This is a genomic window from Pseudomonas sp. LBUM1659, from assembly GCF_059716045.1.
The window spans coordinates 1393873-1415731 of record NZ_CP166797.1 but is presented as its reverse complement, the minus strand read 5'-3'; the positions used below and the strand labels follow the sequence as shown (position 1 = coordinate 1415731).

Below are 21859 nucleotides of genomic sequence, written 5' to 3'. Positions count from 1 at the left end.
CAGATGTCGCTCAACCAACAAGTCCAGGTAGACGGCGCACAATGACTTCTAAAAATAACCCGGCCACTGCGGTCTCCGATCTGCTTCTGAGCCCTGCGGCGAACAGCCCATCACCGTTGAAGCCATTGACCCCGGCGCGCCCGCTGGCCACTCAGCAATACCTGTATTTCACCGAAACCAATACCGACCGCATCCTCGATAACCTCGACGGCCTGCGCGACATGGTGTTCCCGCGCCCGCCCCATCTGGAAGGCGCCAGCGAGCAGCACAGCGTCCAGGAATTCCCGTCGGTGTGCCTGATTGGTCTGGGCCGCTGCGGCTCCAACATCGCGCTGGATGTCGCGGAGCTGGTGTACAACGCCCGCAAGTTTTATCTCAACGAATTCAATAATGAAGACCGTCTGTCGCCGGACAAACGCTATGCGGAAAAGGGCTACAGCCCGGCACAATGGATTCGTAACAACCTGCGCCTGGGTACCAACAAGGGCGCCAAACCGGTGTTCCTGGTGGAACCGCTGGTCATGCTCGGCGACCTCGACAAAGACATTGCCGGTCGCATCCGTTTCTCGCGCAAGGGCGAAAAAAGCGGCTTCCTGCGCGACTACAGCAAAATGAAAATCATGGACTTGTCGGAAGTCCACGCCGGTGGTGCCGGTAACGCGCCGATTCTCGGTCAGTACCTGGCCAAGATCATCCTGAACAAGGACACCCAGCGTTTCTCAAGCCCGGACTGGAAGATGATTCACTCGTACCTGATCGACAGTTGCGGGATCAAGGCCAACCAGTCGCGCCTGTATTTCTCGATTTTCAGCGCCGGCGGCGGTACCGGTTCGGGCATGGCTTCCGAGTTCGGCCTGGCTCAGCAGCACTCGTACATGAACAAAACGTTCGACACCAAGCCGATGGACGAGCATGACAGCAAGAGCGGTCATTCCTTCGTCTTCGAGCCGATCTTCACCAGCGGTATTTGCGTACTGCCGAACATTTCCGATCATCGCAGCGAAATGTCCGAAGCGCTGCACATCAACGCCGGTCGCCTGCTATGTAAATACTTGTCGGAAGAGTGGGACTTCTCCTACAACTTCGCCAACGAAGACAGCAGCGAAGCCAGCGTCATGGGGCGTATCCGCCCATGGAACGCCATGATGCTGATCTCCAACGACATCATGCGTTATGCCGAAGAAAGCGATGACGGCAACATCCAGAACATTGACGTCAATGCGATGGAAAAACACGCCAACCAATACATCTCGCAACAGATCTTCAACATCCTGACAGCACAAGCGGTCACGACGGACTACGACCAGAACTATTTCCGCCGCGCCGGCATCGACATCGGCGAAACCATTCGCCTGGATGCCAACGACCTGTTCATGAGCCTCGCCGGCCCGGTGGCGATTGCCTACGCCGAGTCCGTGGTACCGGAAACACCGCCGCCAAGCAGCGACAAGTTCAAGGTCTTCGAGAAAGAACCACAGCGCCTGAACATCGACGATTTGTTCTTCCGCTCCATCGACCTGCCGCACTTCAACAAAGTGACCCAGGCGATTGAAGGCATCAGCCTGCTGCCGATCGAGTCCAAGCGCTATCGCGCCTCGCTGGAGCAGTACAAGAATTCCGGTTACGACGCGGCGGCGTTGCACGACCTGCACTTCTTCAAGAACTGCTCGTCGGTGGTGTCGATTGTTTCGTTGCCGAAAGACTACAAGCTGTCCTACATGGACCTGAACCGGTTGAAGACCCACCTCAACAGCCTGTTCCCGAACACCACGCTCAAGCGTTACGCACTGGTAATCGGCGCATCGGCCAACTTGTCGCTGACCACCCTGATCGCCAAGAGCCCGTGCCTGTCGGACGACTTCCTGACGCTGATCGTCGCGTTCATCAAACGCTGCTTTGCGAAAAACCCGTACCGCTTCGACGAGACGCTGGACAACTCTATCCTCGACTTCATCATCAATGAAGAATTCGACGAAGACCGGATCGACGACTTGCTCAACGAATTCGAGAACCCGGCGAAGATCCTCGATACCAACTGGTACGCGATCAAACCGATGTACGAGAAGAAGTACCGCGAACTGATCAATGACAAGGACAAGTTTGTCTCGATCAACGACATTCGCTTGTCACGTGATTGCGTGAAGAAGGCGATCAAGTACCTGCGTGAGATTTACCGTCACCGGATTGGCAAGACCAAGGTTATTTCCCTCAATAACCATACTGGCAAGACCGCCTAAGACTCGGCGCAATACCGCGTCGTGGCCAATCGCGAGCAAGCTCGGCTCCTACAGGGACGATGTCGATCACAAAATTTGTGAACGCCACCGAACCCTGTAGGAGCCGGGCTTGCCCGCGATGGCGGCGTCAGATTCGCCACAAATCCACATCCAGAAACAATTAAGCAGCCGTTCGGCTGCTCACTGAACTGTTCCCGTTACGTTTACGTCACCGTGATACTGGCCCCCCTGTGGCCTTTCTCTACGGCAACATGCCATCACGCTACTCACCTACACACTTTTGGCCGCCAACAAGGCGCACCAATGAAGTGCAGAGACTCAGCTCGTCGCCCTTTCCTGGATCAGAATCCACGGTGAAACCACTACCGCCCATAGCTGCGGATCGCGTTCAAAAAGATCCAGCGCCCGCGTTTCAGAGAGCTTGGCGACTTGATCGGCGGCCAGCCAGGCAGCCACTTTCTCGCCTTCATCCTGGGCCACGGCTTCGGCGGCGGCGATCAAATCCAGACCAGGGTCGACCCACAATAGGGCACCCTTGGCGAAGAACGGCTCCAGCTCCTTCCAGGTAATAGATGCGGTTTCACCAAGCAGCTTGGCATAGAGGGTGCTAGGTTCTTGAGTCATGGGTCCTGTCCGGAAAAGAAATCGACGCGAATGATAACGTTGGTGGTCCGTCAGAAAAACCCGGATGCAATTGAGTCACCGATTGAAAAAACGCAGGAAAGCCAAGGAATGCTGCTGAATCAAGCAATTAGCCAGCTAACATCCCGCTGTGATTCTGTCTTTTTCTTTCAAAAAAGCGACACCCTCTGGTTTTGCCCCCTTGCGCCAGCTTCCCAGGCTAACAATTGGCGCTCTACACTGTACCGGTACAGTTGTCGGGGGCATTTTCCGGAAGGTATCGAAGATATCTGACCCGGTTCTGCTGCTACGGCGCCAGGACTATAAAAACTACAACAGTAAGAGTGGAGCACTATGACTAAGGCTACTAAGCAGATTTCCAAACTGTTTGCCGCTATGGTTCTGGCCGGGGTTGCCAGCCATTCGTTCGCAGCTGACGAGATCAAGATCGGCATCGCCGGCCCTAAAACCGGTCCTGTAGCCCAATACGGCGACATGCAGTTCAGTGGCGCCAAAATGGCCATCGAACAGATCAACGCCAAGGGCGGCGTCAACGGCAAGAAACTCGTAGCCGTTGAATACGATGACGCCTGTGATCCGAAACAAGCGGTTGCGGTCGCGAACAAAGTCGTCAACGACGGCGTCAAGTTCGTGGTTGGCCACCTGTGCTCCAGCTCCACTCAACCGGCTTCGGACATTTACGAAGACGAAGGCGTGATCATGATCACCCCGGCTGCCACCAGCCCGGACATCACCGCTCGTGGTTACAAAATGGTGTTCCGCACCATCGGTCTGGACAGCGCCCAGGGCCCTGCCGCCGGTAACTACATTGCCGATCACGTAAAACCGAAAATCGTTGCTGTGCTGCACGACAAACAGCAATACGGTGAAGGCATCGCCACCGCCGTTAAACAGACTCTCGAGAAGAAAGGCGTCAAGGTTGCCGTGTTCGAAGGCGTCAACGCCGGCGACAAGGACTTCTCGTCGATGATCGCCAAGCTCAAGCAAGCCAACGTCGACTTCGTCTACTACGGCGGCTACCACCCGGAGCTGGGTCTGATCCTGCGTCAATCCCAGGAAAAAGGCCTGAAAGCCAAGTTCATGGGTCCGGAAGGCGTGGGTAACGACTCCATTTCGCAGATCGCCAAAGACGCTTCCGAAGGTCTGCTGGTAACGCTGCCGAAATCCTTCGACCAGGATCCGGCCAACGTTGCCTTGGCTGACGCGTTCAAAGCTAAGAAAGAAGACCCGAGCGGTCCGTTCGTGTTCCCGGCCTACTCGGCTGTAGAAGTGATCGCTGACGGCATCACCGCTGCCAAGTCCGAAGACACTGCCAAAGTGGCTGAAGCTATCCACAAAGGCACGTTCAAGACTCCGACCGGCCACCTGGCTTTCGACGACAAGGGCGACCTGAAAGACTTCAAATTTGTGGTTTACGAGTGGCACTTCGGCAAACCAAAAACTGAAGCTTCGCCTCAGTAAGGCTTTGCCATACTGACTGCCAATAAAGCCCACGGCGTGCCGTGGGCTTTGTTTTACGAACGTTTTGGGCCGCGCTGGCGTGATCCGCCAGTCTCCCCACCTGAAAATCTCAAAACCGTCATCAGCGGTTCGCTGGCAAACCTCGAATTCGAAGTGGATGCAGATCCACGGGGCTCGAGCGGGAAAATGACTCCACCAGTGAAATGCGTATCAGGTTTTTAGGAGCGCTGTAATGCCTGACATCTATCACTTTTTCCAACAGCTGGTTAATGGTCTGACCATTGGCAGCACGTATGCCCTGATCGCCATCGGCTATACGATGGTTTACGGCATCATTGGAATGATCAACTTCGCCCACGGCGAGGTGTACATGATCGGCTCCTACGTGGCGTTCATCGCCATCGCCGGGCTGGCCATGCTGGGACTCGACAGTGTTCCACTGTTGATGACCGCCGCTTTTCTCGCGACCATCGTCGTGACCAGTGCCTACGGTTACAGCATCGAACGGATCGCCTACCGCCCCCTGCGCGGCAGCAACCGTCTGATCCCGCTGATTTCCGCCATCGGCATGTCGATCTTCCTGCAGAACACGGTTCTGCTGGCGCAAGACTCCAAGGACAAATCCATCCCCAACCTGATTCCGGGCAACATTGCTTTCGGGCCAGGTGGCGCACATGAAGTGCTGATTTCCTACATGCAAATCGTGGTGTTCGTGGTGACGTTGCTCGCCATGCTCGGCCTGACGCTGTTCATCTCCCGCTCTCGCCTGGGTCGCGCCTGCCGCGCCTGTGCCGAAGACATCAAGATGGCCAACCTGCTGGGTATCAACACCAACAACATCATCGCCCTGACCTTCGTCATCGGTGCTGCACTGGCGGCCATCGCGGCCGTGCTGTTGAGCATGCAATACGGCGTGATCAACCCGAACGCCGGTTTCCTCGTCGGCCTCAAGGCCTTCACGGCCGCGGTACTGGGCGGTATCGGCAGCATCCCTGGTGCCATGCTCGGCGGGCTGGTACTCGGTGTCGCGGAAGCCTTCGGTGCCGATATCTTCGGCGACCAGTACAAGGACGTTGTGGCGTTCGGCCTGCTGGTTCTGGTGTTGTTGTTCCGGCCAACCGGCCTGCTGGGCCGTCCGGAGGTTGAGAAAGTATGACTAGGAATCTTAAACAGGCGTTGTTCAGCGCCTTGCTGGTGTGGGCTGTTGCCTACCCGGTACTGGGTCTGAAGTTGACCATCGTCGGCATCAACCTCGAAGTCCATGGCACCAGCAATGCAACGCTGATCACCATCGCGGTGTGTTCGGTATTGATGTTCCTGCGCGTGTTGTTCGATCAGCAGATCAGCTCGGCCTGGCGTTCTTCGCCAAGCATGCCGCTGATTCCGGCCAAGGCCAGTAACTTCCTGACCCTGCCGACCACCCAGCGCTGGGTCATCATTGCGCTGATTGCCGGTGCGCTGATCTGGCCGTTCTTCGGTTCGCGCGGGGCGGTGGACATCGCGACGCTGGTGCTGATCTACGTGATGCTGGGCCTGGGCCTGAACATCGTGGTCGGCCTGGCCGGTCTGCTCGACTTGGGTTACGTCGGTTTCTATGCCGTCGGTGCCTATAGTTATGCGCTGCTGTCGCACTACTACGGTCTGAGCTTCTGGATCTGCCTGCCGATTGCCGGCTTGATGGCGGCCACGTTCGGCTTCCTGCTGGGCTTCCCGGTCTTGCGTTTGCGCGGTGACTACCTGGCCATCGTGACTCTGGGCTTCGGTGAAATCATCCGTCTGTTCCTGCGTAACCTGACCGGTCTCACCGGTGGCCCGAACGGCATCAGCAACATTGAAAAACCAACGTTCTTCGGCCTGACCTTCGAACGTAAAGCCGCCGAAGGCATGCAGACATTCCACGAGTACTTCGGCATTGCATACAACTCGATCAACAAGGTGATTTTCCTGTACCTGGTTGCTCTGTTGCTGGCCCTCGGCGCGTTGTTCGTCATCAACCGTTTGCTGCGCATGCCCATCGGCCGTGCCTGGGAGGCGTTGCGTGAAGACGAAATCGCCTGCCGTGCGCTGGGTCTCAATCCTACGGTCATCAAGCTGTCGGCCTTCACCCTGGGTGCTAGCTTCGCCGGTTTTGCCGGTAGCTTCTTCGCTGCCCGTCAGGGCCTGGTGACACCGGAGTCCTTCACCTTCATCGAGTCGGCGATCATTCTCGCCATCGTCGTATTGGGTGGCATGGGCTCGCAGCTGGGCGTGATACTCGCTGCCGTAGTGATGATCCTGCTGCCGGAAATGATGCGTGAGTTCAGCGAATACCGCATGTTGATGTTCGGCGCCTTGATGGTGCTGATGATGATCTGGCGTCCTCAAGGCCTGCTGCCCATGCAACGTCCTCACATGGAGCTGCGCAAATGAGCCGCGAGATCCTTAAAGTCGAAAATCTGAGCATGCGCTTCGGCGGTTTGCTGGCGGTCAACGGCGTGGCCCTGACCGTGAAAGAAAAACAAGTGGTTGCACTGATCGGCCCTAACGGCGCCGGCAAAACCACGGTGTTCAACTGCCTGACCGGTTTCTACAAGCCGAGTGGTGGCAGCATCCTTTTGGACGGCGAGCCGATCGAAGGCCTGCCGGGTCACAAGATCGCCCTCAAAGGCGTGGTGCGCACCTTTCAGAACGTACGGTTGTTCAAGGACATGACCGCGGTCGAGAACCTCTTGATCGCGCAGCACCGTCACCTGAACACCAACTTCCTGTCCGGCCTGTTCAAGACCCCGGGCTTTCGCAAAAGCGAACGCGAAGCCATGGAATTCGCCGAGTACTGGCTGGACAAGGTCAACCTCAAGGCCTTCGCCAACCGTCCGGCCGGCACCCTGGCTTACGGTCAGCAACGTCGTCTGGAGATCGCTCGTTGCATGATGACCCGCCCGCGGATCCTCATGCTTGACGAACCGGCCGCCGGCCTGAACCCGAAGGAAACCGAGGACCTCAAGGCGCTGATCAGCATGCTGCGTGAAGAGCACAACGTCACCGTGCTGCTGATCGAACACGACATGAAACTGGTCATGAGCATTTCCGACCACATCGTCGTGATCAACCAGGGCACGCCCCTGGCCAGCGGCACGCCGGAACAGATCCGCGACAATCCCGAAGTGATCAAAGCCTACCTGGGGGAAGCGTAAATGCTGCAATTCGAAAACGTTTCCACTTTCTACGGCAAGATCCAGGCCCTGCACAGTGTCAACGTCGAAGTCCGTCAGGGCGAAATCGTGACCCTGATCGGCGCCAACGGTGCCGGCAAGTCGACCCTGCTGATGACGCTTTGCGGTTCGCCGCAAGCTCACAGCGGCAGCATCCGCTACATGGGTGAGGAACTGGTCGGCCAGAGCTCGTCGCAGATCATGCGCAAAAGCATCGCCGTGGTTCCGGAAGGTCGTCGGGTGTTTGCCCGTCTGACCGTGGAAGAAAACCTCGCCATGGGCGGCTTCTTCACCGACAAGGGCGACTATCAGGAACAGATGGACAAGGTTCTCGGACTTTTCCCACGCCTGAAAGAACGTTTCGCCCAGCGCGGCGGCACCATGTCCGGCGGTGAACAGCAAATGCTCGCCATCGGCCGTGCGCTGATGAGCAAACCCAAGCTGCTGCTGCTCGACGAACCTTCGTTGGGCCTGGCACCGATCATCATCCAGCAGATCTTCGACATCATCGAACAACTGCGCAAGGATGGCGTGACCGTGTTCCTGGTAGAGCAGAACGCCAACCAGGCGCTGAAAATTGCTGACCGCGCGTACGTTCTGGAGAACGGCCGGGTGGTGATGCAAGGCACGGGTGAAGCGCTGCTGACTGATCCGAAAGTGCGCGAAGCGTATCTGGGTGGTTGAGTCTTTGCGGTAAACAAAAAACGGCCTTCGGGCCGTTTTTTGTGCCTGCCACAAACCCATCGACGATGACTTTCCCCCTGCTCGCGTTAGCGGAGTGTCAGCCAGCATCAATACTGAATGTCACACCGTCATCGTCGGAACGCCGCCCGGAGCAAACTCTCGCAGGGGATTGATGGTGAGCCGCTAGCGCTGAAGGCGATCCAGCGCCTCACCGCTGCGCTTGAACCAGCCAATCAGGTAATCCGCTAACACTTGCGTGCGTTTCGGCAGGCCGCCCTGATATGGGTGAACCAGGTACATCGGCATGCGCCGCGTCTGATAGTCGCGCAGGAGCCAGCGCAAACGCCCGTCAGCCAGTTCTGCTTGCAGCAAATACGACGGTAAACGGGCGATACCGGCACCCGCCAATGCGGCTTTTTTCAGCAAGCTGTAGTGGTTGCTGGCGAACGGCCCCGACACCCGCACCCGCAGCAACTCGTGTTGCTGGTGATAGAGCCATTCTTCGCGACCACTGTAATGGCTGTTGAGCAAGCAACGATGCTCGGCCAATGCCTGTGGCGTCAGCGGTTCGCCGAACCGTTCAAGATACGCGGGGTTGGCGCAGGTCATTTCGTGCCAGGCCAGCAACGGCCGCGCCACCAGACGCTCATCCTTGCCCACCTCGGAGCGAATCGCCAGATCGAAGCCATCCCGTGACAAGTCGTGATACTGATTGCTCAGGTCCAGCTCGATCTGCACCTCGGGGTACTTGCCGGAAAACTCCAGCAACAAGCCATCGAAGAAGGTTTCCCCCAGCGAGACCGGAACTGTCATACGCACCGGCCCGGCCATGTCGTCCTTCAATCGCGCCAACGCCTGACGCGCCTTTTCGACTTGTACCACCAGCGCCTGAGCTTGTGGCAACAACGCCGCGCCCGCCGCCGTCAAACTCAAGCGGCGAGTGGTGCGTTGCAGCAGGACCACGCAAAACCGTGTTTCCAGCAAGCTGATGCGCTTGGACAACTGCCCCTTGCTGCAACCCAACTGCTGCGCCGCCAGGGTGAAACTGCCTGCTTCGATCAACACCGCGAACGCCGCAAGATCATCCATCTCGCTCATTGATTGTTTCCATTTGAAAACCAAAAGTTGCCTATTAGCGCGCTTATCAACGGAAAAAACCACTCTAGACTGCAACCTCGTTCAACCACTTCGAGGAACAGCACGATGAAAATTCTTTTGATAGGCGCAGGCGGCACCATCGGTTCAGCGGTCGACAAAGAGCTGTCGCAGCGTCACGAAATTATCCGCATCGGTCGTAACAGCGGCGATTTCAACGTTGATATCAGCGACAGCGCCTCGATCCGCAAGCTGTTCGAACAGACCGGCAAGTTCGATGCGCTGATCTGCGCGGCGGGTAACGTGACCTTCGCGCCACTGGATGAAATGTCCGAAGCCAGCTTCGCGCTGGGTCTGAAAGATAAGCTGATGGGCCAGGTCAATTTGCTGCTGATCGGCCGCGAGTTCGCCAACGACGGCGCCTCGTTCACCTTCACCACGGGCGTACTCAGCCATGATCCGATTCGCAGCGGCGCCTCGGCAGCGCTGGTCAACGGTGCACTGGACAGCTTCGTGCGCGCCGCCGCCATCGAACTGCCTCGCGGCCTGCGCGTGAACTCGATCAGCCCGAATGTGCTGCTGGAAGCCATGGGCAAATACGCGCCTTACTTCCGTGGATTCAAACCGGTTCCCGCAGCCGATGTGGCATTGGCCTACGCCAAAAGCGTAGAAGGCTTGCAGACAGGTCAGACCTTTCACGTCGGCTGACCGTCCTTTCTGACAGGCGTTACTGGCGAGCGATCACGCCGCTCGCCAGACGCTTGCCCCCAAATTGGCGCAGCCACTGTTGCATTGGCCGTTCGAACCAGCGATGGCAGATCAGGCTGGCACCGATCAGCACCACAAAGAACAGCAGCAACGTCCACGGCTGGTAAAAGACGCTTCGCCCTGGAAAGAATTTATCGGCCAACAGCGCGGCGATAATTTGCAGCGGGAAATGCAGCAAATAGGAGGCGTAGCTGATATCCCCTAGCCACGCCAAGCGTCGGGCAACTGGTTCCAGTACCTGATGACAGGCTGCAATGGCCATGATCGTCAGCGGGAACAACAACGCAAACTTGATCAACGGCTGATCAGCGCCGAACAACCACCACCCCGCCACACACCCGATCGTCAACCCCGTTCCCACCCAGCGCGGGGGCAACCGATGCAGCAGCCGGCCCACCCACACATAGCCAACGCCACCGCAGAAAAAACTGAACACGCCCAGCGTGATTTTGTACTGCGCAGGAAACACGTAAGCGGCCACGGCGATCAAGAAAAGGCTGGTCAGCATGGGCAGGGGCGAATAGCGCCACAGCAGGAAAAACGCCGCGTAGAGCAGCACCTCAACCGAAATCGACCAGGCCGGGGCGTTGAATGACCAACCTTGTTCCAATCCCCAGGCTGGGGCGAGAAACACGTTCAACACGCCGTGATAGAGATCGTTGAACGGATAAACAAAGGCGTTGCCCGTGTACCGTGTGTAGGCCATCTGCAACAGCGCAACAGCGGCGAAGGTCGCCAGATGCAGCGGATAGATGCGGCTGAAACGCTCGACGAAGAACTGTCTTGCGGTCAGATCCCCTCGCGCCACGGCGTGACCGAACAACCAGAAAAAGATGAACCCGGACAAGCTGAAGAACAACGCGACCGCATCGCCACCGTGTCGATAAAACAAGGCAAACATGCTGAAAAACGGTTGCTGTTCGGTTTGCAGCGGGCCAGGCAACGCCCCTTGAAAAAAGAAGTGCTGCCAATGCCAGAACACCACCGCCAACGCCGCGACACCGCGCAGCGCATCCAGTGCGTACAACCGTTTGGGAAAAACAGACAGGTGTTGGTTCATGCGCAAGTGGGCCCGATCCTGGACAAGGGCGCCACTATGCTGGGACGCACCCGGCAACTCAATCCCCGGCACACAAGCCTTGTGATCACGAGCGTGCCTGAGTAACGTGGCGGCACTTGTCTGGAGAGCCAAAGATGCGTGTTGCCCGTTCCTTAGTCGTCGTTGCCCTGCTGCCGCTGTTTGCCGCCTGTCAGTTGTTTGACGGCCCGCGTGAAAGTTCTTCCCTCGTGGGCCAGACCCGCATGCAAGGCCAGTTGACAGCGGCGGACGGCAAATTGCTGTTCCAGCCGTGCAATGAAACATGCAGCTTCGTGGTCAACGACACCGGCAACACCAGCGTGCTGCAACAGGCCGCGTCACTGGCCGATACCAAGGGCAAGGTGTTCGCCGACGTGCGCGGACGCATCGTCGACAGCCGTCTCGATCTTGAGCAGCTGTACCGCGTCGAACGCTCGGGCACCGCATGCGACGATCCCAATTTCAAACTGCAGATTTTGCGCGCGGCCGGTCACTCGCCTGAGTGGAACGTCAAGGTCAGCGGCAAAGGCATGGTGATTGATCGCGCCGGTCAACCGCCTCTGGCCCTACCGTACGTGGAAGAACAGCTGGGCGATGGCCGTTTCAACCTCGGCACCGAAGCCAATAACCAGCACATCGAGCTGTGGGTCACGCCGCAACGGTGCGTCGACAGCACCACCGGCAGCGTCCAGCACATGAGCGCCGAACTGCGCATCAATGGTCAGGTACAGCGCGGTTGCGGGTATTTCGGCGGTTCGCGTAACGACTGATCGTTTAAGCCTCACGGGAATCCTCCTTTGAGGCTTATAATCACCGGTTTCAAACGCCTTGGCGCAGTTGTGCGCCCCGCGAACCGGGTCCTGCCATGTTACGAATCACTGAACTCAAGTTGCCGATCGACCATCCCGAAGAAGACCTGCGCCCTGCCATCGTGCAGCGCCTGGGCATCGCCAGCGATGACCTGCTCGATTTCACCTTGTTCAAGCGCAGCTACGATGCGCGCAAAAAGTCCTCCGAACTGTGCTTCATCTACACCATCGACCTCACCGCCAAGGATGAGGCGGCGTTGCTGCTCAAGTTCGCCGATGACCGTAACGTCAACGTGGCACCGGATGTCAGCTACAAAGTGGTCGGCCAGGCGCCCGCCGATCTGCAGCAACGCCCTGTCGTCGTCGGTTTCGGGCCGTGCGGGATTTTCGCCGGGCTGCTGCTCGCGCAAATGGGCTTCAAGCCGATCATCCTTGAGCGCGGCACCGAAGTGCGTCAGCGCACCAAGGACACGTGGGGCCTGTGGCGCAAAAGCGTGCTCAACCCCGAATCCAACGTGCAGTTCGGTGAAGGCGGCGCGGGGACTTTCTCCGACGGCAAACTCTACAGCCAGATCAAGGACCCGAAATTCATCGGTCGCAAAGTCCTGCACGAGTTCGTCAAAGCCGGTGCACCGGAAGAGATTCTCTACGTCAGCAAGCCGCATATCGGTACGTTCCGTCTGACCGGTGTAGTGGAAAACATGCGTGAACAGATTCGCGCCTTGGGCGGCGAAGTACGCTTCCAGCAACGCGTCACCGATCTGTTGATCGAGGACGGCCAACTGGTCGGCGTCGAACTCAATGGTGGCGAACAGATCCATTCCAAACACGTGATTCTGGCCCTCGGCCACAGCGCCCGAGACACTTTCCGCATGCTCCACGGCCGTGGCGTGTTCATGGAAGCCAAGCCGTTTTCGGTGGGTTTCCGCATTGAACACCCGCAGTCTCTGATCGACCGCGCGCGGTTGGGCAAGTACGCCGGCCACCCGAAACTCGGGGCGGCCGACTACAAACTGGTGCACCACGCCAAGAACGGTCGTTCGGTCTACAGCTTCTGCATGTGCCCGGGCGGTACCGTGGTCGCGGCGACGTCCGAGCCGGGCCGCGTGGTCACCAACGGCATGAGCCAGTACTCGCGTAACGAACGTAACGCCAACTCCGGGATCGTCGTCGGCATCACCCCGGAAGTCGATTACCCGGGCGGTCCGCTGGCCGGCATCGAATTGCAGGAACGCCTGGAATCCCACGCCTTTGTGCTCGGCGGCAGCAACTACGAAGCACCGGCGCAACTGGTCGGCGACTTCATTGCCGGCAAGCCGTCGACTGAACTGGGCAGCGTTGAACCGTCCTACAAACCAGGCGTTGCATTGGGTGATCTGGCGTTGGCCTTGCCGGCGTTCGCCATCGAAGCAATTCGTGAAGCGTTGCCAGCGTTCGAGAAGCAGATTCGCGGTTACTCGCTGCATGATGCGGTATTGACCGGGATCGAAACACGCACCTCGTCACCATTGCGCATTACCCGTAACGAGTCGATGCAGAGCCTGAACGTGAAGGGCTTGTTCCCGGCGGGTGAAGGCGCGGGTTATGCGGGTGGGATTTTATCGGCGGGTGTGGATGGTATTCGCATTGCCGAAGCCGTGGCCCGCGACATCCTTGGCCTGGAAGCCTGATACGCATTATTTGACACAGCAGAAAACCCTGTGGGAGCCGGGCTTGCCCGCGATAGCGGTGGATCAGTCAACATCTCTGTTGAATTTGAGTCCGTCATCGCGGGCAAGTCGGATCGCCGCACCGCCGGCTCCCACAGGGGTAGTCAGTGATTGAAAGATTTCAGATATTGGCGCGAAGCACGCTGGACGGAAGCGGTTCACCGCGCTCGACACTCTCCGCGACGACCTCCATCAAACCACTCAATTCATACCCCTGGTCCTTGAGCCAATCCTGATCGTAATAGGTGGTGGCATAGCGTTCGCCGCCATCACACAGAATCGCCACGATCGACCCCGACTCCCCCGCCGCCGCCATTTGCTGAGCCGCCATCAAGGCGCCGATCAGGTTGGTCCCGCTCGATCCGCCAACCCGTCGCCCCAGACGCTGTGCCAAGTAGTGCATGGCCGCCAGAGACAACGCGTCGGGCACTTTGACCATGGCATCAATCACCTTGGGCAGGAACGACGCTTCCACCCGTGGCCGGCCGATGCCTTCAATCCGCGATCCAAAGTCCAGGCGCAGGCTGGCATCGCCGGTCTGGTAGTAATCGAAAAACACCGAACGTTCGGCATCGGCGCACAGCACACGGGTGCAATGCTGGCGATAACGTACGTAACGGCCCAGCGTCGCGGTGGTGCCGCCAGTGCCGGGGCTGGAAATCAACCAGCTCGGCTCTGGGTGCTGCTCGAAACGCATTTGATGGAAGATCGATTCGGCGATGTTGTTGTTTGCCCGCCAGTCAGTGGCGCGTTCGGCGTACGTGAACTGATCGATGAAATGACCGTCATGCTCGCGCGCCAGCCGTTCGGACTCGGCGTAGATCTGGGTCGGGTCGTCGACCAGATGACTCTGGCCACCATAGAAAGCAATTTGCGCGATCTTCTCTTTCGAGGTGGTCGCCGGCATCACCGCAATAAACGGCAAACCCAGCAAGCTGGCGAAGTACGCCTCGGAAATCGCCGTCGAACCGCTGGACGCCTCGATCACTGGCGCACCGGGCTTCAACCAACCATTACACAAGGCATAGAGGAACAATGAGCGTGCGAGGCGGTGCTTCAGGCTGCCGGTGGGGTGGCTGGATTCATCCTTGAAATACAACTCGATGCCCGGAAAACCCGGCAGCGGCAAGGGGATCAGGTGGGTATCGGCGCTGCGCTGGAAGTCCGCTTCGATGATCCGGATGGCTTCGCGGGCCCACTGTCGGTTGTCGCTCATGATGGTTTTCTCGTTGAGTCGGCCTTATTTGCAAGGCTCAGCCTTCAAGCTTAGGAAAAAACCTACAGCACGCACAGGTACAGCTGACGTTCAATACGGCCGGCAACTGCTAGGCTCAAACCTAGCCCCGTCCTTCACGTTGTTACGGTATATAACAAAAAAGAATATAACTTTTGTTTTAACAACTAACGGTACGGGTTAGGGTGTGCCACCTTTTGAATTCATCGATGGAGAGCGACCTTGCCTCTGCGTAGCACTTTCACGCGTTTCTTTCAGTTGGAAGCTGCCAGCGGTCTGTTACTGATCGCCGCTGCAGCCCTGGCTTTAATCATCAACAACTCGTCCCTGTCGTGGCTCTATAGCGGGCTGCTGGACACCCCTGTCGTGGCTCAGATCGGCGCGCTGAAAATCGCCAAGCCGTTGCTGCTGTGGATCAACGACGGCCTGATGGCGATGTTCTTCCTGCTGATCGGCCTGGAAGTGAAGCGCGAAGTCCTCGACGGCCAGTTGTCGAAGCCCTCGCAGATCGTCCTGCCCGGCGCCGCGGCGATTGGCGGCATGGTCGTGCCGGCGTTGGTCTACTGGTTTCTGAACCGTGACGACCCGGCAGCCCTGGGTGGCTGGGCCATCCCGATGGCCACCGACATTGCCTTTGCCCTCGGCGTACTTGCCTTGCTGGGCAAGCGGGTGCCGGTGTCGCTGAAGCTGTTTCTGATGACCCTGGCGATCATTGACGACCTGGGCGCGATCATCGTCATCGCCATCTTCTATTCCGGGACGCTGTCGACGCTGTCGCTGGCACTGGCTGCCGCCTGCATCATCGCGCTGATTGCCATGAACCGGCTCGGCGTGGTGAAGCTTGGGCCGTACATGATCATCGGCTTGATCCTCTGGGTCTGTGTGCTCAAGAGCGGCGTCCACGCGACCCTCGCCGGCGTGACGTTGGCCTTCTGCATACCGCTGCGCACCAAAAACGCCGAGACCTCGCCACTGCTATCCCTTGAACATGCCCTGCACCCGTGGGTGGCTTACGGCATCCTGCCGCTGTTCGCCTTCGCCAACGCCGGCCTGTCCCTGAGCGGCGTCACCGTTGAAAGCTTCACCCACCACGTACCGATGGGCATTGCGACGGGCCTGTTGCTGGGTAAAACCGTTGGTGTGTTCGGCCTGACCTGGCTGGCCGTGAAAATCGGCATCGCTGCCCTGCCGCAAGGCGCCAACTGGGGCCATGTGCTGGGTGTGGCGATCCTCTGCGGGATTGGTTTCACCATGAGTCTGTTTGTCGGCTCACTGGCGTTTGAGCCGGGCGTCAGCGAGTACGCCGGGATGGACCGGATGGGGATTCTGACCGGTTCGATTCTCGCGGCCTTGATCGGTTATGCAGTGACGGCGATGGCGAGTCGCAAGAGCGCCGTGCTGTAATCCTGAGCGATAGAGAACTCTCTTAGCAGCATTCAGGATTCGTCCTACAGCCACGATTAACCTCGTTCGTTAACGTCGCACAGCTCCTCTTCGGGAGCTGTCGACGGACGAACGCAAGGAAGATCAGTGGCTGGCAACAAGGACGTTCCCAAGGTTAAAAACCCACCCTCCGGTGACGGTCACCACGTCACCTACCGCTTCATGACGGCCACCGAACTGGCCGAGCGCGATGCGCGACAAAGCGCCTACGAGGCCATGCTCGCCCGGCAGCAGGCTTTTGAAGATCGTCTTCAGGTCTGTGCGAAAAAGACCGAAATCGCTCGTGCGGGATGCGTCTTCGCCAAGTCCTGCAAACTTCCTGACGCCATCATTGATTACTCGAATCCTTCGGGCGTCGTTCCGACTGACAGTCTCAAGGACTACGGCGAAATCGCCTGGCTTGGTGCTCGCAAAGCAGACGACGCCGGGCTGCTGAATCTCGAAATCATCAGTGGCAGTACCGTCTCGCTCGGCATTGGCCGTCTTGCACTACACGCCCCGGCTCTCGCTGCTCCGGCCCTGGCACTTGAAGCTGCCGCAGCCGCCACATTGGCCGGTGTCGTCGCACTGTTCTGGACGCCGAGCCTGGGTGACAGCGCGCTCTATACCGAAGACCAACTGCGAGCCCTGAAACAGGCGCGAACGCGCGTTCGGCTACAGGTCGAGCAACAGGCTGACGGCAGTCTCAAGGGATACGGCTTTTACACCGGGAAGAACCGCGATTGGGAAATGGTCGATGTCGTGCAGTTCACACTGCGCGGTAGTCAGCAGGTGGCGGATCTCGGCGATGGCGTTGAGCTGATCTGGACGCCAGCGGTGGATGGTTCAGACATCCTCGGCATTCCAGCGCTGGAGGCTGCACCGCAAGCGCCGCATATCTGGGTGTATCCGCCGACGCCGGCGGCGGACAGCATTATCGTGAACCCGGTGTATCCGCCTGAGTACAAGGATTTCATTCTTGTGTTTCCGGCGGACTCTGGGGTGAAGCCGGTTTACATTGTGGTCAGTGTTTCTGATCACAATTACCATCCGGCACCGACAGGCCTTACTGCTTTTCCTGACGCGACAAAATCAAATCGCAAGACTTCCGTAAAAGGCGGTGGCGGTCTTCGGAAGCGATGGAAAAACCCAAAAGGGATAATTTTCGAATGGTACTCACAGCACGGAGCTGTCGAGATGTACGACAAACGTGGCCGCCATCTCGGTGAATATGATCCAACCACTGGCGAGCAGACCAAACCTGCAGATAAGACTAGGAATGTGGAACCATGATTTACGTCATAGAAGCATTTGATAAAAAAACCGAGTTCATCGCATTCGAAGAAGAATTGCCGAGCGGCTACGAAAAGGAACTGAAAGAAATTATGGGATGGACGGCGGACCAACAAGGCTGGGAGGGATACAACCTCACCACCGAGCAGCTTGGTGCGTTGGAAGGAATACTCGGCAAGAAAATTTATGATCCTGCCTATCTATTTCAGCTGACCTGCAACGTTTAGATACATCTGCGCTCAATTTTCATTTCAAATAAAAACCCCGACCAGTCACCTGATCGGGGTTTTCCTTTTCCCATTCCCGCTTAGTGCGAAACGCGGCTGGTCCCATCAACAGTAGCAATCCGCACCCGCTCGCCAACGCGGAACACTTCATTCTCCTGAACCTGTTGAACATAGGCGCGCATGCTGCCGTCGTCTTCGCGTACGGTGATTTCAACACCCTGGGTGCGGGTCAGGCCTTCTTCGGCCGCCGCGCCTACCAGGCCGCCAGCGACTGCGCCGATTACCGCAGCAACGATGCTGCCTTTGCCTTGACCGATGGCGCTAGCACCTACACCGCCGACCACTGCACCTGCACCGCTGCCAATTGGGGTTTTGGTGCCTTCGATTTTCACTGGGCGCAGCGCTTCGATGGTGCCCATGCGAATCGTTTGAACACGACGCGCTTCATCACGGGAGTAGGCGTCACCGGTCAGGCTCGATTGGCAGCCAGTGAGCAACATCGCCATCGTGGAAAAGGAAGCAACCAACAAAACAGACTTACGCATAACATCGACTCCAAAGGACAGGTCTTCATTAAACCCCGCAGCTTGACGCGTGTCACGGCATCGCCCGGATAAAAGTGGTTTGATTCAGGACCGGTACAGGCGCCCCGAAAAACTCACCAACCGCTTAGCGGCAACTTCCGCAATCCATGCCGCCCCAAGGATTTTCATGGACTACTTCATCATTGTCGTCACGACCATCGCGGGTCTGTACTTCCATGGGTGGCTGTACGTGCGAATAAAACGCTGGATGGATCGCGACCTGGCGTTAGCCCAGGCTGGGGAGGACGAGCAGAAAAAAGCGTTCATGCTCCAGCAACTGGCAAACGCTCAAGCACAGAAAATCAAGCGTCGGGACCTGCAGCAGTGGCTTGAAGCCGCTGCTGCAGGGTATCCCGAACGGTAGACTGCCTAAGGTGCCAGACGTTCAAGAATCCAGTCAGCGCCCTGTAGACGGAAGTTGAGGCGATCGTGCAGGCGGCTCGCGCGGCCTTGCCAGAACTCGATGCGCTCCGGCAGCAAGCGGTAACCGCCCCAGTGATCCGGGCAGTGCGGCGCTGTGTCGCTGAAACGTTGCTCGGTGTTTTTGAGCAGCGCTTCCAGCTCCGCACGATCAGCAATCACCTGGCTCTGCGGGGATGCCCAGGCACCGAGTCGGCTGCCCAGCGGACGGACCTGGAAATAGGCGTCGGACTCTTCAGGCGTGACCTTCACCACTCGACCTTCGATGCGCACCTGGCGCTCCAGGGCCGGCCAGAAAAAGGTCATGGCCGCGAACGGATTCGCCGCCAGATGCTGTCCCTTGGCACTTTCGTAGTTGGTGAAGAACGTAAAGCCCTGCGCGTCCAGACCTTTGAGCAACAGAATGCGGCAATGTGGCCGACCGTCCTGATCGACCGTCGCCAAGGTCATGGCGTTAGCCTCCACCGGCGCTTGCTCGGTTTTCACCGCGTCGGCAAACCACTGGTGGAACAACCCGAACGGCTCTGCCGGGGCTTGAGCCTCGGTCAGGCCATCACGGGTGTAGTCACGACGCATATCAGCCAGGCGCTGGGTCATGGCGCATTCCTTTTGGTTAATGAATCATTTCTTGGTGGTTTCAGCGGCGACATCGGCTTTCTTGGTGTCGGCAACCGCTTTGGCCGGCGCAGTCTTCTTCGCCGGTGTAGCTGTTTTAGCCGGCGCTTTCTTGGCGGTGGCTTTGCTGGCCGGGGCCTTTTTCGCGGCAGGTACAGCCGCTTTCTTCGCGGCAGGCGCCGGGGTGACCGGTGTGGCCGGTGTGGCCACTGGCTTGATGTCCTTGGCAACGACCATGGTCACTGGCGCCGGGGCCGGCATGTTGTACTTGGCCAGCAGCGCCACCATGGTGTTTTGCGGGGTCACCAGCAATTCCACGCGACGGTTCAAGGCACGACCTTCGACACTGTCGTTAGCCGCACGCGGGGCGTCACCGCCCATACCGCGGAGCATCAGGCGATCACGCTGCAAACCGCTGAGACGGAAAATCGCGGCAACTGCTTGCGCACGCTCCTGGCTCAGTTTCACGTTGGCCGGTGCGGCGCCCGACGTATCACTATGGCCCAGGACCAGCACGGCAGTTTTCGGGTCGACTTCGAGGATTTTCGCGACACGGGTGAACGGGCCGAGGGTGACAGGCAGCAGCATGGACGGACGATCCGGGTTGAACGAGCCTTCTACCGGCGCGATGACCACCAACACGTTTTCACGGCGCTCAAGTTTCAGGTTGCTGTCCTTGATCGCTTCGCGCAGGCGCGGCTCGTAGTCATCGAGCCAGGCCTGGGTGACTTTAGGGTCTGGCATCGGCACGGCTTTGGCGCTGCTCTTCTCTTCACCACCGAACGGCCAGTACCACTTGCTACCCGCGTCGGCATCAGCCTTGGCCACTTGAGCCGGCTTGGCTGCAGGTTTTACTGCAAGCTCTGCATTAGTCATTTCAGCGGCGCCATCGGAACCAAACGGCCAATACCAAGGGCTGGTGCTTTCACTTTTGGCAACGGGTGTAGCGGCGACGGGGGCTGTGGCGGCAGGTTTCAGAGGGGCTGGGGCCGGGGTCGGTTCTTTAGCGGCGACTTTGTCGGACGAACCGAACGGCCACCAGCTGCTGCCATCGGAATCACTTTGTGGGGTCTGTGCGCAACCGGTGATAGCGAAGCACAGGGCCAGGGCGAGCGTTGGTTTGGATGACATTGGATATCCACAAAATTGAAGTAATGAAAAGTCAGACCAGATCGGCCCGCACAAACTGACGCTTTGAAACAGAAAAGGCTGCCGGGTTCCCCTCTGGAACCCGGTAGCCGGTTTTACAGACAAGTGGCCAGTACTCGCGCAAGGTTTTGCGCGCGTGGATCCATCAAGACGTACGGCCCCAGGGTATTTGTCACAAAACCGAAGGCTACATCGCGTTCCGGGTCAGCAAAACCGATGGAGCCGCCAGCGCCCGGATGACCGAACGCACGTGGGCCGAGGCCGTAAGTGGCGTTAGGTACGTCCGGTTGATCGAGCATGCAACCCAGGCCGAATCGGGTCCGGGTCAATAATGTCTTGTCGTCGCCGAGGCTGTGTTCGCGGGTCAGTTCGTCGAGCATTTCGCTTTCCAGCAGGCTGCCATCGAGCAGACCGGCGTAGAACGCGGCAAGGCTGCGCGCATTGCCGTGGCCGTTGGCGGCGGGTTGCTGCATGCGCCGCCATTCGGGTTTGTTGGTACTGGTCATGATCGACGGCGGATTGGTAAAGGCGCGGGTGGTCATTGCAGTCGGTTCGCGCATGGTCACTTGCAACAAGCGCTGGGCGGCGGCATCGCCGACGTTACCCTTGCCACGGGCGATGTGCGCCACGCGATGGAACTCTTCATCGGCGAGGCCGACGTGAAAATCCAGCGTCAATGGCTTCGCAATCCGCGCCACGATGGACTCGCCCGGCCCACGACCGTCGGCGCGGCGCAGTAACTCACCCACCAGCCAGCCATAAGTGATCGCGGCGTAGCCGTGGCCTTGACCCGGCGTCCACCACGGTGCTTCGGCCGCCAGGGCATCGACCATGGTTTGCCAATCGTAAAGGGCTTCCGGCGCCAGCAATTCGCGCAACGCCGGCAAGCCTGCCTGATGGCAGAGCAACTGACGCAAGGTCACGGATTCTTTGCCAGCCGCTGCAAATTCGGGCCAGTAGCGGGCAACCGGCGCGTCCAGTTGCAACTTGCCTTCAGCGACCAATTGCAGGGCCGTAACGGCGGTGAACGTCTTGGTGCAGGAGAACAGGTTGGCGATGGTGTCGCTGTGCCAGGCTTCGCTGCCGTCCTTGTCGGCGGTGCCGGCCCAGAGGTCGAGGACGGTTTCGCCGCCGACCTGGATGCACAAGGCTGCGCCACGTTCCTGAGGATCGTCGAACAGCGCCGCAAACGCTTCGCGCACCGCTTCGAACTTGAGCTCGTAATGACCCTGAATCTGCAC

The 21859-nt window shown here is 58.6% G+C and carries 21 protein-coding genes; 13 read left to right on the top strand and 8 right to left on the bottom strand.

Features of this window, described 5'->3' with window-relative positions; genetic code table 11:
* Positions 1-41 precede the first annotated feature (41 nt).
* Entirely contained in the window at positions 42-2237 is a 2196-nt protein-coding gene (locus tag ACA048_RS06275) for a hypothetical protein (protein ID WP_497628374.1), read from the top strand.
* Between the two features lie 318 nt (positions 2238-2555).
* Here the strand turns inward: ACA048_RS06275 and ACA048_RS06270 are convergent, their stop codons facing one another.
* On the bottom strand, positions 2556-2861 hold the full coding sequence (locus tag ACA048_RS06270; protein ID WP_497628373.1) for a DUF2288 domain-containing protein: 306 nt from the start codon (positions 2859-2861) through the stop codon (positions 2556-2558).
* A 351-nt stretch (positions 2862-3212) separates the two neighbouring features.
* Here ACA048_RS06270 and ACA048_RS06265 point away from each other — a divergent pair, with 351 nt between their 5' ends.
* The 5 genes from ACA048_RS06265 to ACA048_RS06245 all read left to right on the top strand — a co-directional run bounded on the left by ACA048_RS06265 (position 3213) and on the right by ACA048_RS06245 (position 8215).
* Positions 3213-4340, top strand: a complete 1128-nt coding sequence (locus ACA048_RS06265; protein ID WP_497628372.1) for a branched-chain amino acid ABC transporter substrate-binding protein — start codon at positions 3213-3215, stop codon at positions 4338-4340.
* A 232-nt stretch (positions 4341-4572) separates the two neighbouring features.
* Positions 4573-5496, top strand: a complete 924-nt coding sequence (gene livH, locus ACA048_RS06260) for a high-affinity branched-chain amino acid ABC transporter permease LivH (RefSeq protein WP_497267864.1) — start codon at positions 4573-4575, stop codon at positions 5494-5496.
* A complete protein-coding gene (locus ACA048_RS06255; protein WP_497628371.1) occupies positions 5493-6749 on the top strand; it encodes a high-affinity branched-chain amino acid ABC transporter permease LivM in 1257 nt (418 codons plus the stop codon). The genes livH and ACA048_RS06255 overlap by 4 nt, the downstream gene beginning before the upstream one ends.
* Positions 6746-7513 (top strand): high-affinity branched-chain amino acid ABC transporter ATP-binding protein LivG, encoded by a 768-nt coding sequence (gene livG, locus ACA048_RS06250; protein WP_497628370.1) that lies wholly within the window; start codon positions 6746-6748, stop codon positions 7511-7513. The genes ACA048_RS06255 and livG overlap by 4 nt, the downstream gene beginning before the upstream one ends.
* Entirely contained in the window at positions 7514-8215 is a 702-nt protein-coding gene (locus ACA048_RS06245; RefSeq protein ID WP_497628369.1) for an ABC transporter ATP-binding protein, read from the top strand.
* A gap of 183 nt (positions 8216-8398) precedes the next feature.
* On the opposite strand, the gene ACA048_RS06240 is transcribed toward ACA048_RS06245, so the two are convergent.
* Positions 8399-9313, bottom strand: a complete 915-nt coding sequence (locus ACA048_RS06240; protein ID WP_497628368.1) for a LysR family transcriptional regulator — start codon at positions 9311-9313, stop codon at positions 8399-8401.
* 105 nt (positions 9314-9418) lie between these two features.
* Between ACA048_RS06240 and ACA048_RS06235 the strand changes: the two genes are divergently transcribed.
* Entirely contained in the window at positions 9419-10018 is a 600-nt protein-coding gene (locus ACA048_RS06235) for a short chain dehydrogenase (protein WP_497628367.1), read from the top strand.
* 19 nt (positions 10019-10037) lie between these two features.
* Here ACA048_RS06235 and ACA048_RS06230 read toward each other — a convergent pair whose 3' ends face one another.
* The gene (locus tag ACA048_RS06230; protein WP_497629811.1) at positions 10038-11138 is read right to left on the bottom strand and encodes an acyltransferase family protein; all 1101 of its coding nucleotides are present in this window, start codon (positions 11136-11138) and stop codon (positions 10038-10040) included.
* Between the two features lie 134 nt (positions 11139-11272).
* Between ACA048_RS06230 and ACA048_RS06225 the strand changes: the two genes are divergently transcribed.
* On the top strand, positions 11273-11926 hold the full coding sequence (locus ACA048_RS06225; protein WP_497628366.1) for a COG3650 family protein: 654 nt from the start codon (positions 11273-11275) through the stop codon (positions 11924-11926).
* Between the two features lie 95 nt (positions 11927-12021).
* Entirely contained in the window at positions 12022-13635 is a 1614-nt protein-coding gene (locus ACA048_RS06220; RefSeq protein WP_497628365.1) for an NAD(P)/FAD-dependent oxidoreductase, read from the top strand.
* 160 nt (positions 13636-13795) lie between these two features.
* Here ACA048_RS06220 and ACA048_RS06215 read toward each other — a convergent pair whose 3' ends face one another.
* A complete protein-coding gene (locus tag ACA048_RS06215) occupies positions 13796-14893 on the bottom strand; it encodes a PLP-dependent cysteine synthase family protein (RefSeq protein WP_497629810.1) in 1098 nt (365 codons plus the stop codon).
* A gap of 237 nt (positions 14894-15130) precedes the next feature.
* On the opposite strand from ACA048_RS06215, the gene nhaA reads away from it, so the two are divergent.
* The 3 genes from nhaA to ACA048_RS06200 all read left to right on the top strand — a co-directional run bounded on the left by nhaA (position 15131) and on the right by ACA048_RS06200 (position 17850).
* The gene (gene nhaA, locus ACA048_RS06210; protein ID WP_497628364.1) at positions 15131-16312 is read left to right on the top strand and encodes a Na+/H+ antiporter NhaA; all 1182 of its coding nucleotides are present in this window, start codon (positions 15131-15133) and stop codon (positions 16310-16312) included.
* Positions 16313-16438: 126 nt separating this feature from the next.
* Positions 16439-17623, top strand: coding sequence for a colicin E3/pyocin S6 family cytotoxin (locus tag ACA048_RS06205; protein WP_497628363.1), 1185 nt, complete (start codon positions 16439-16441; stop codon positions 17621-17623).
* Entirely contained in the window at positions 17620-17850 is a 231-nt protein-coding gene (locus ACA048_RS06200) for a DUF7683 domain-containing protein (protein WP_452625184.1), read from the top strand. Before ACA048_RS06205 ends, ACA048_RS06200 begins: the two co-directional genes overlap by 4 nt.
* An 80-nt stretch (positions 17851-17930) precedes the next feature.
* Here the strand turns inward: ACA048_RS06200 and ACA048_RS06195 are convergent, their stop codons facing one another.
* Positions 17931-18395 (bottom strand): outer membrane lipoprotein, encoded by a 465-nt coding sequence (locus ACA048_RS06195; protein ID WP_497628362.1) that lies wholly within the window; start codon positions 18393-18395, stop codon positions 17931-17933.
* 166 nt (positions 18396-18561) lie between these two features.
* Between ACA048_RS06195 and ACA048_RS06190 the strand changes: the two genes are divergently transcribed.
* Positions 18562-18798: a hypothetical protein gene (locus ACA048_RS06190; RefSeq protein ID WP_497628361.1), complete on the top strand. Its 237-nt coding sequence runs from the start codon at positions 18562-18564 to the stop codon at positions 18796-18798.
* 5 nt (positions 18799-18803) lie between these two features.
* On the opposite strand, the gene pdxH is transcribed toward ACA048_RS06190, so the two are convergent.
* From pdxH to ACA048_RS06175, 3 genes are all read right to left on the bottom strand, one after another.
* Complete coding sequence (pdxH, locus tag ACA048_RS06185) at positions 18804-19451, bottom strand: pyridoxamine 5'-phosphate oxidase (RefSeq protein WP_497628360.1); 648 nt, start codon at positions 19449-19451, stop codon at positions 18804-18806.
* A gap of 24 nt (positions 19452-19475) precedes the next feature.
* The gene (locus tag ACA048_RS06180; protein WP_497628359.1) at positions 19476-20600 is read right to left on the bottom strand and encodes an OmpA family protein; all 1125 of its coding nucleotides are present in this window, start codon (positions 20598-20600) and stop codon (positions 19476-19478) included.
* Between the two features lie 113 nt (positions 20601-20713).
* Entirely contained in the window at positions 20714-21859 is a 1146-nt protein-coding gene (locus ACA048_RS06175; protein ID WP_497629809.1) for a serine hydrolase domain-containing protein, read from the bottom strand.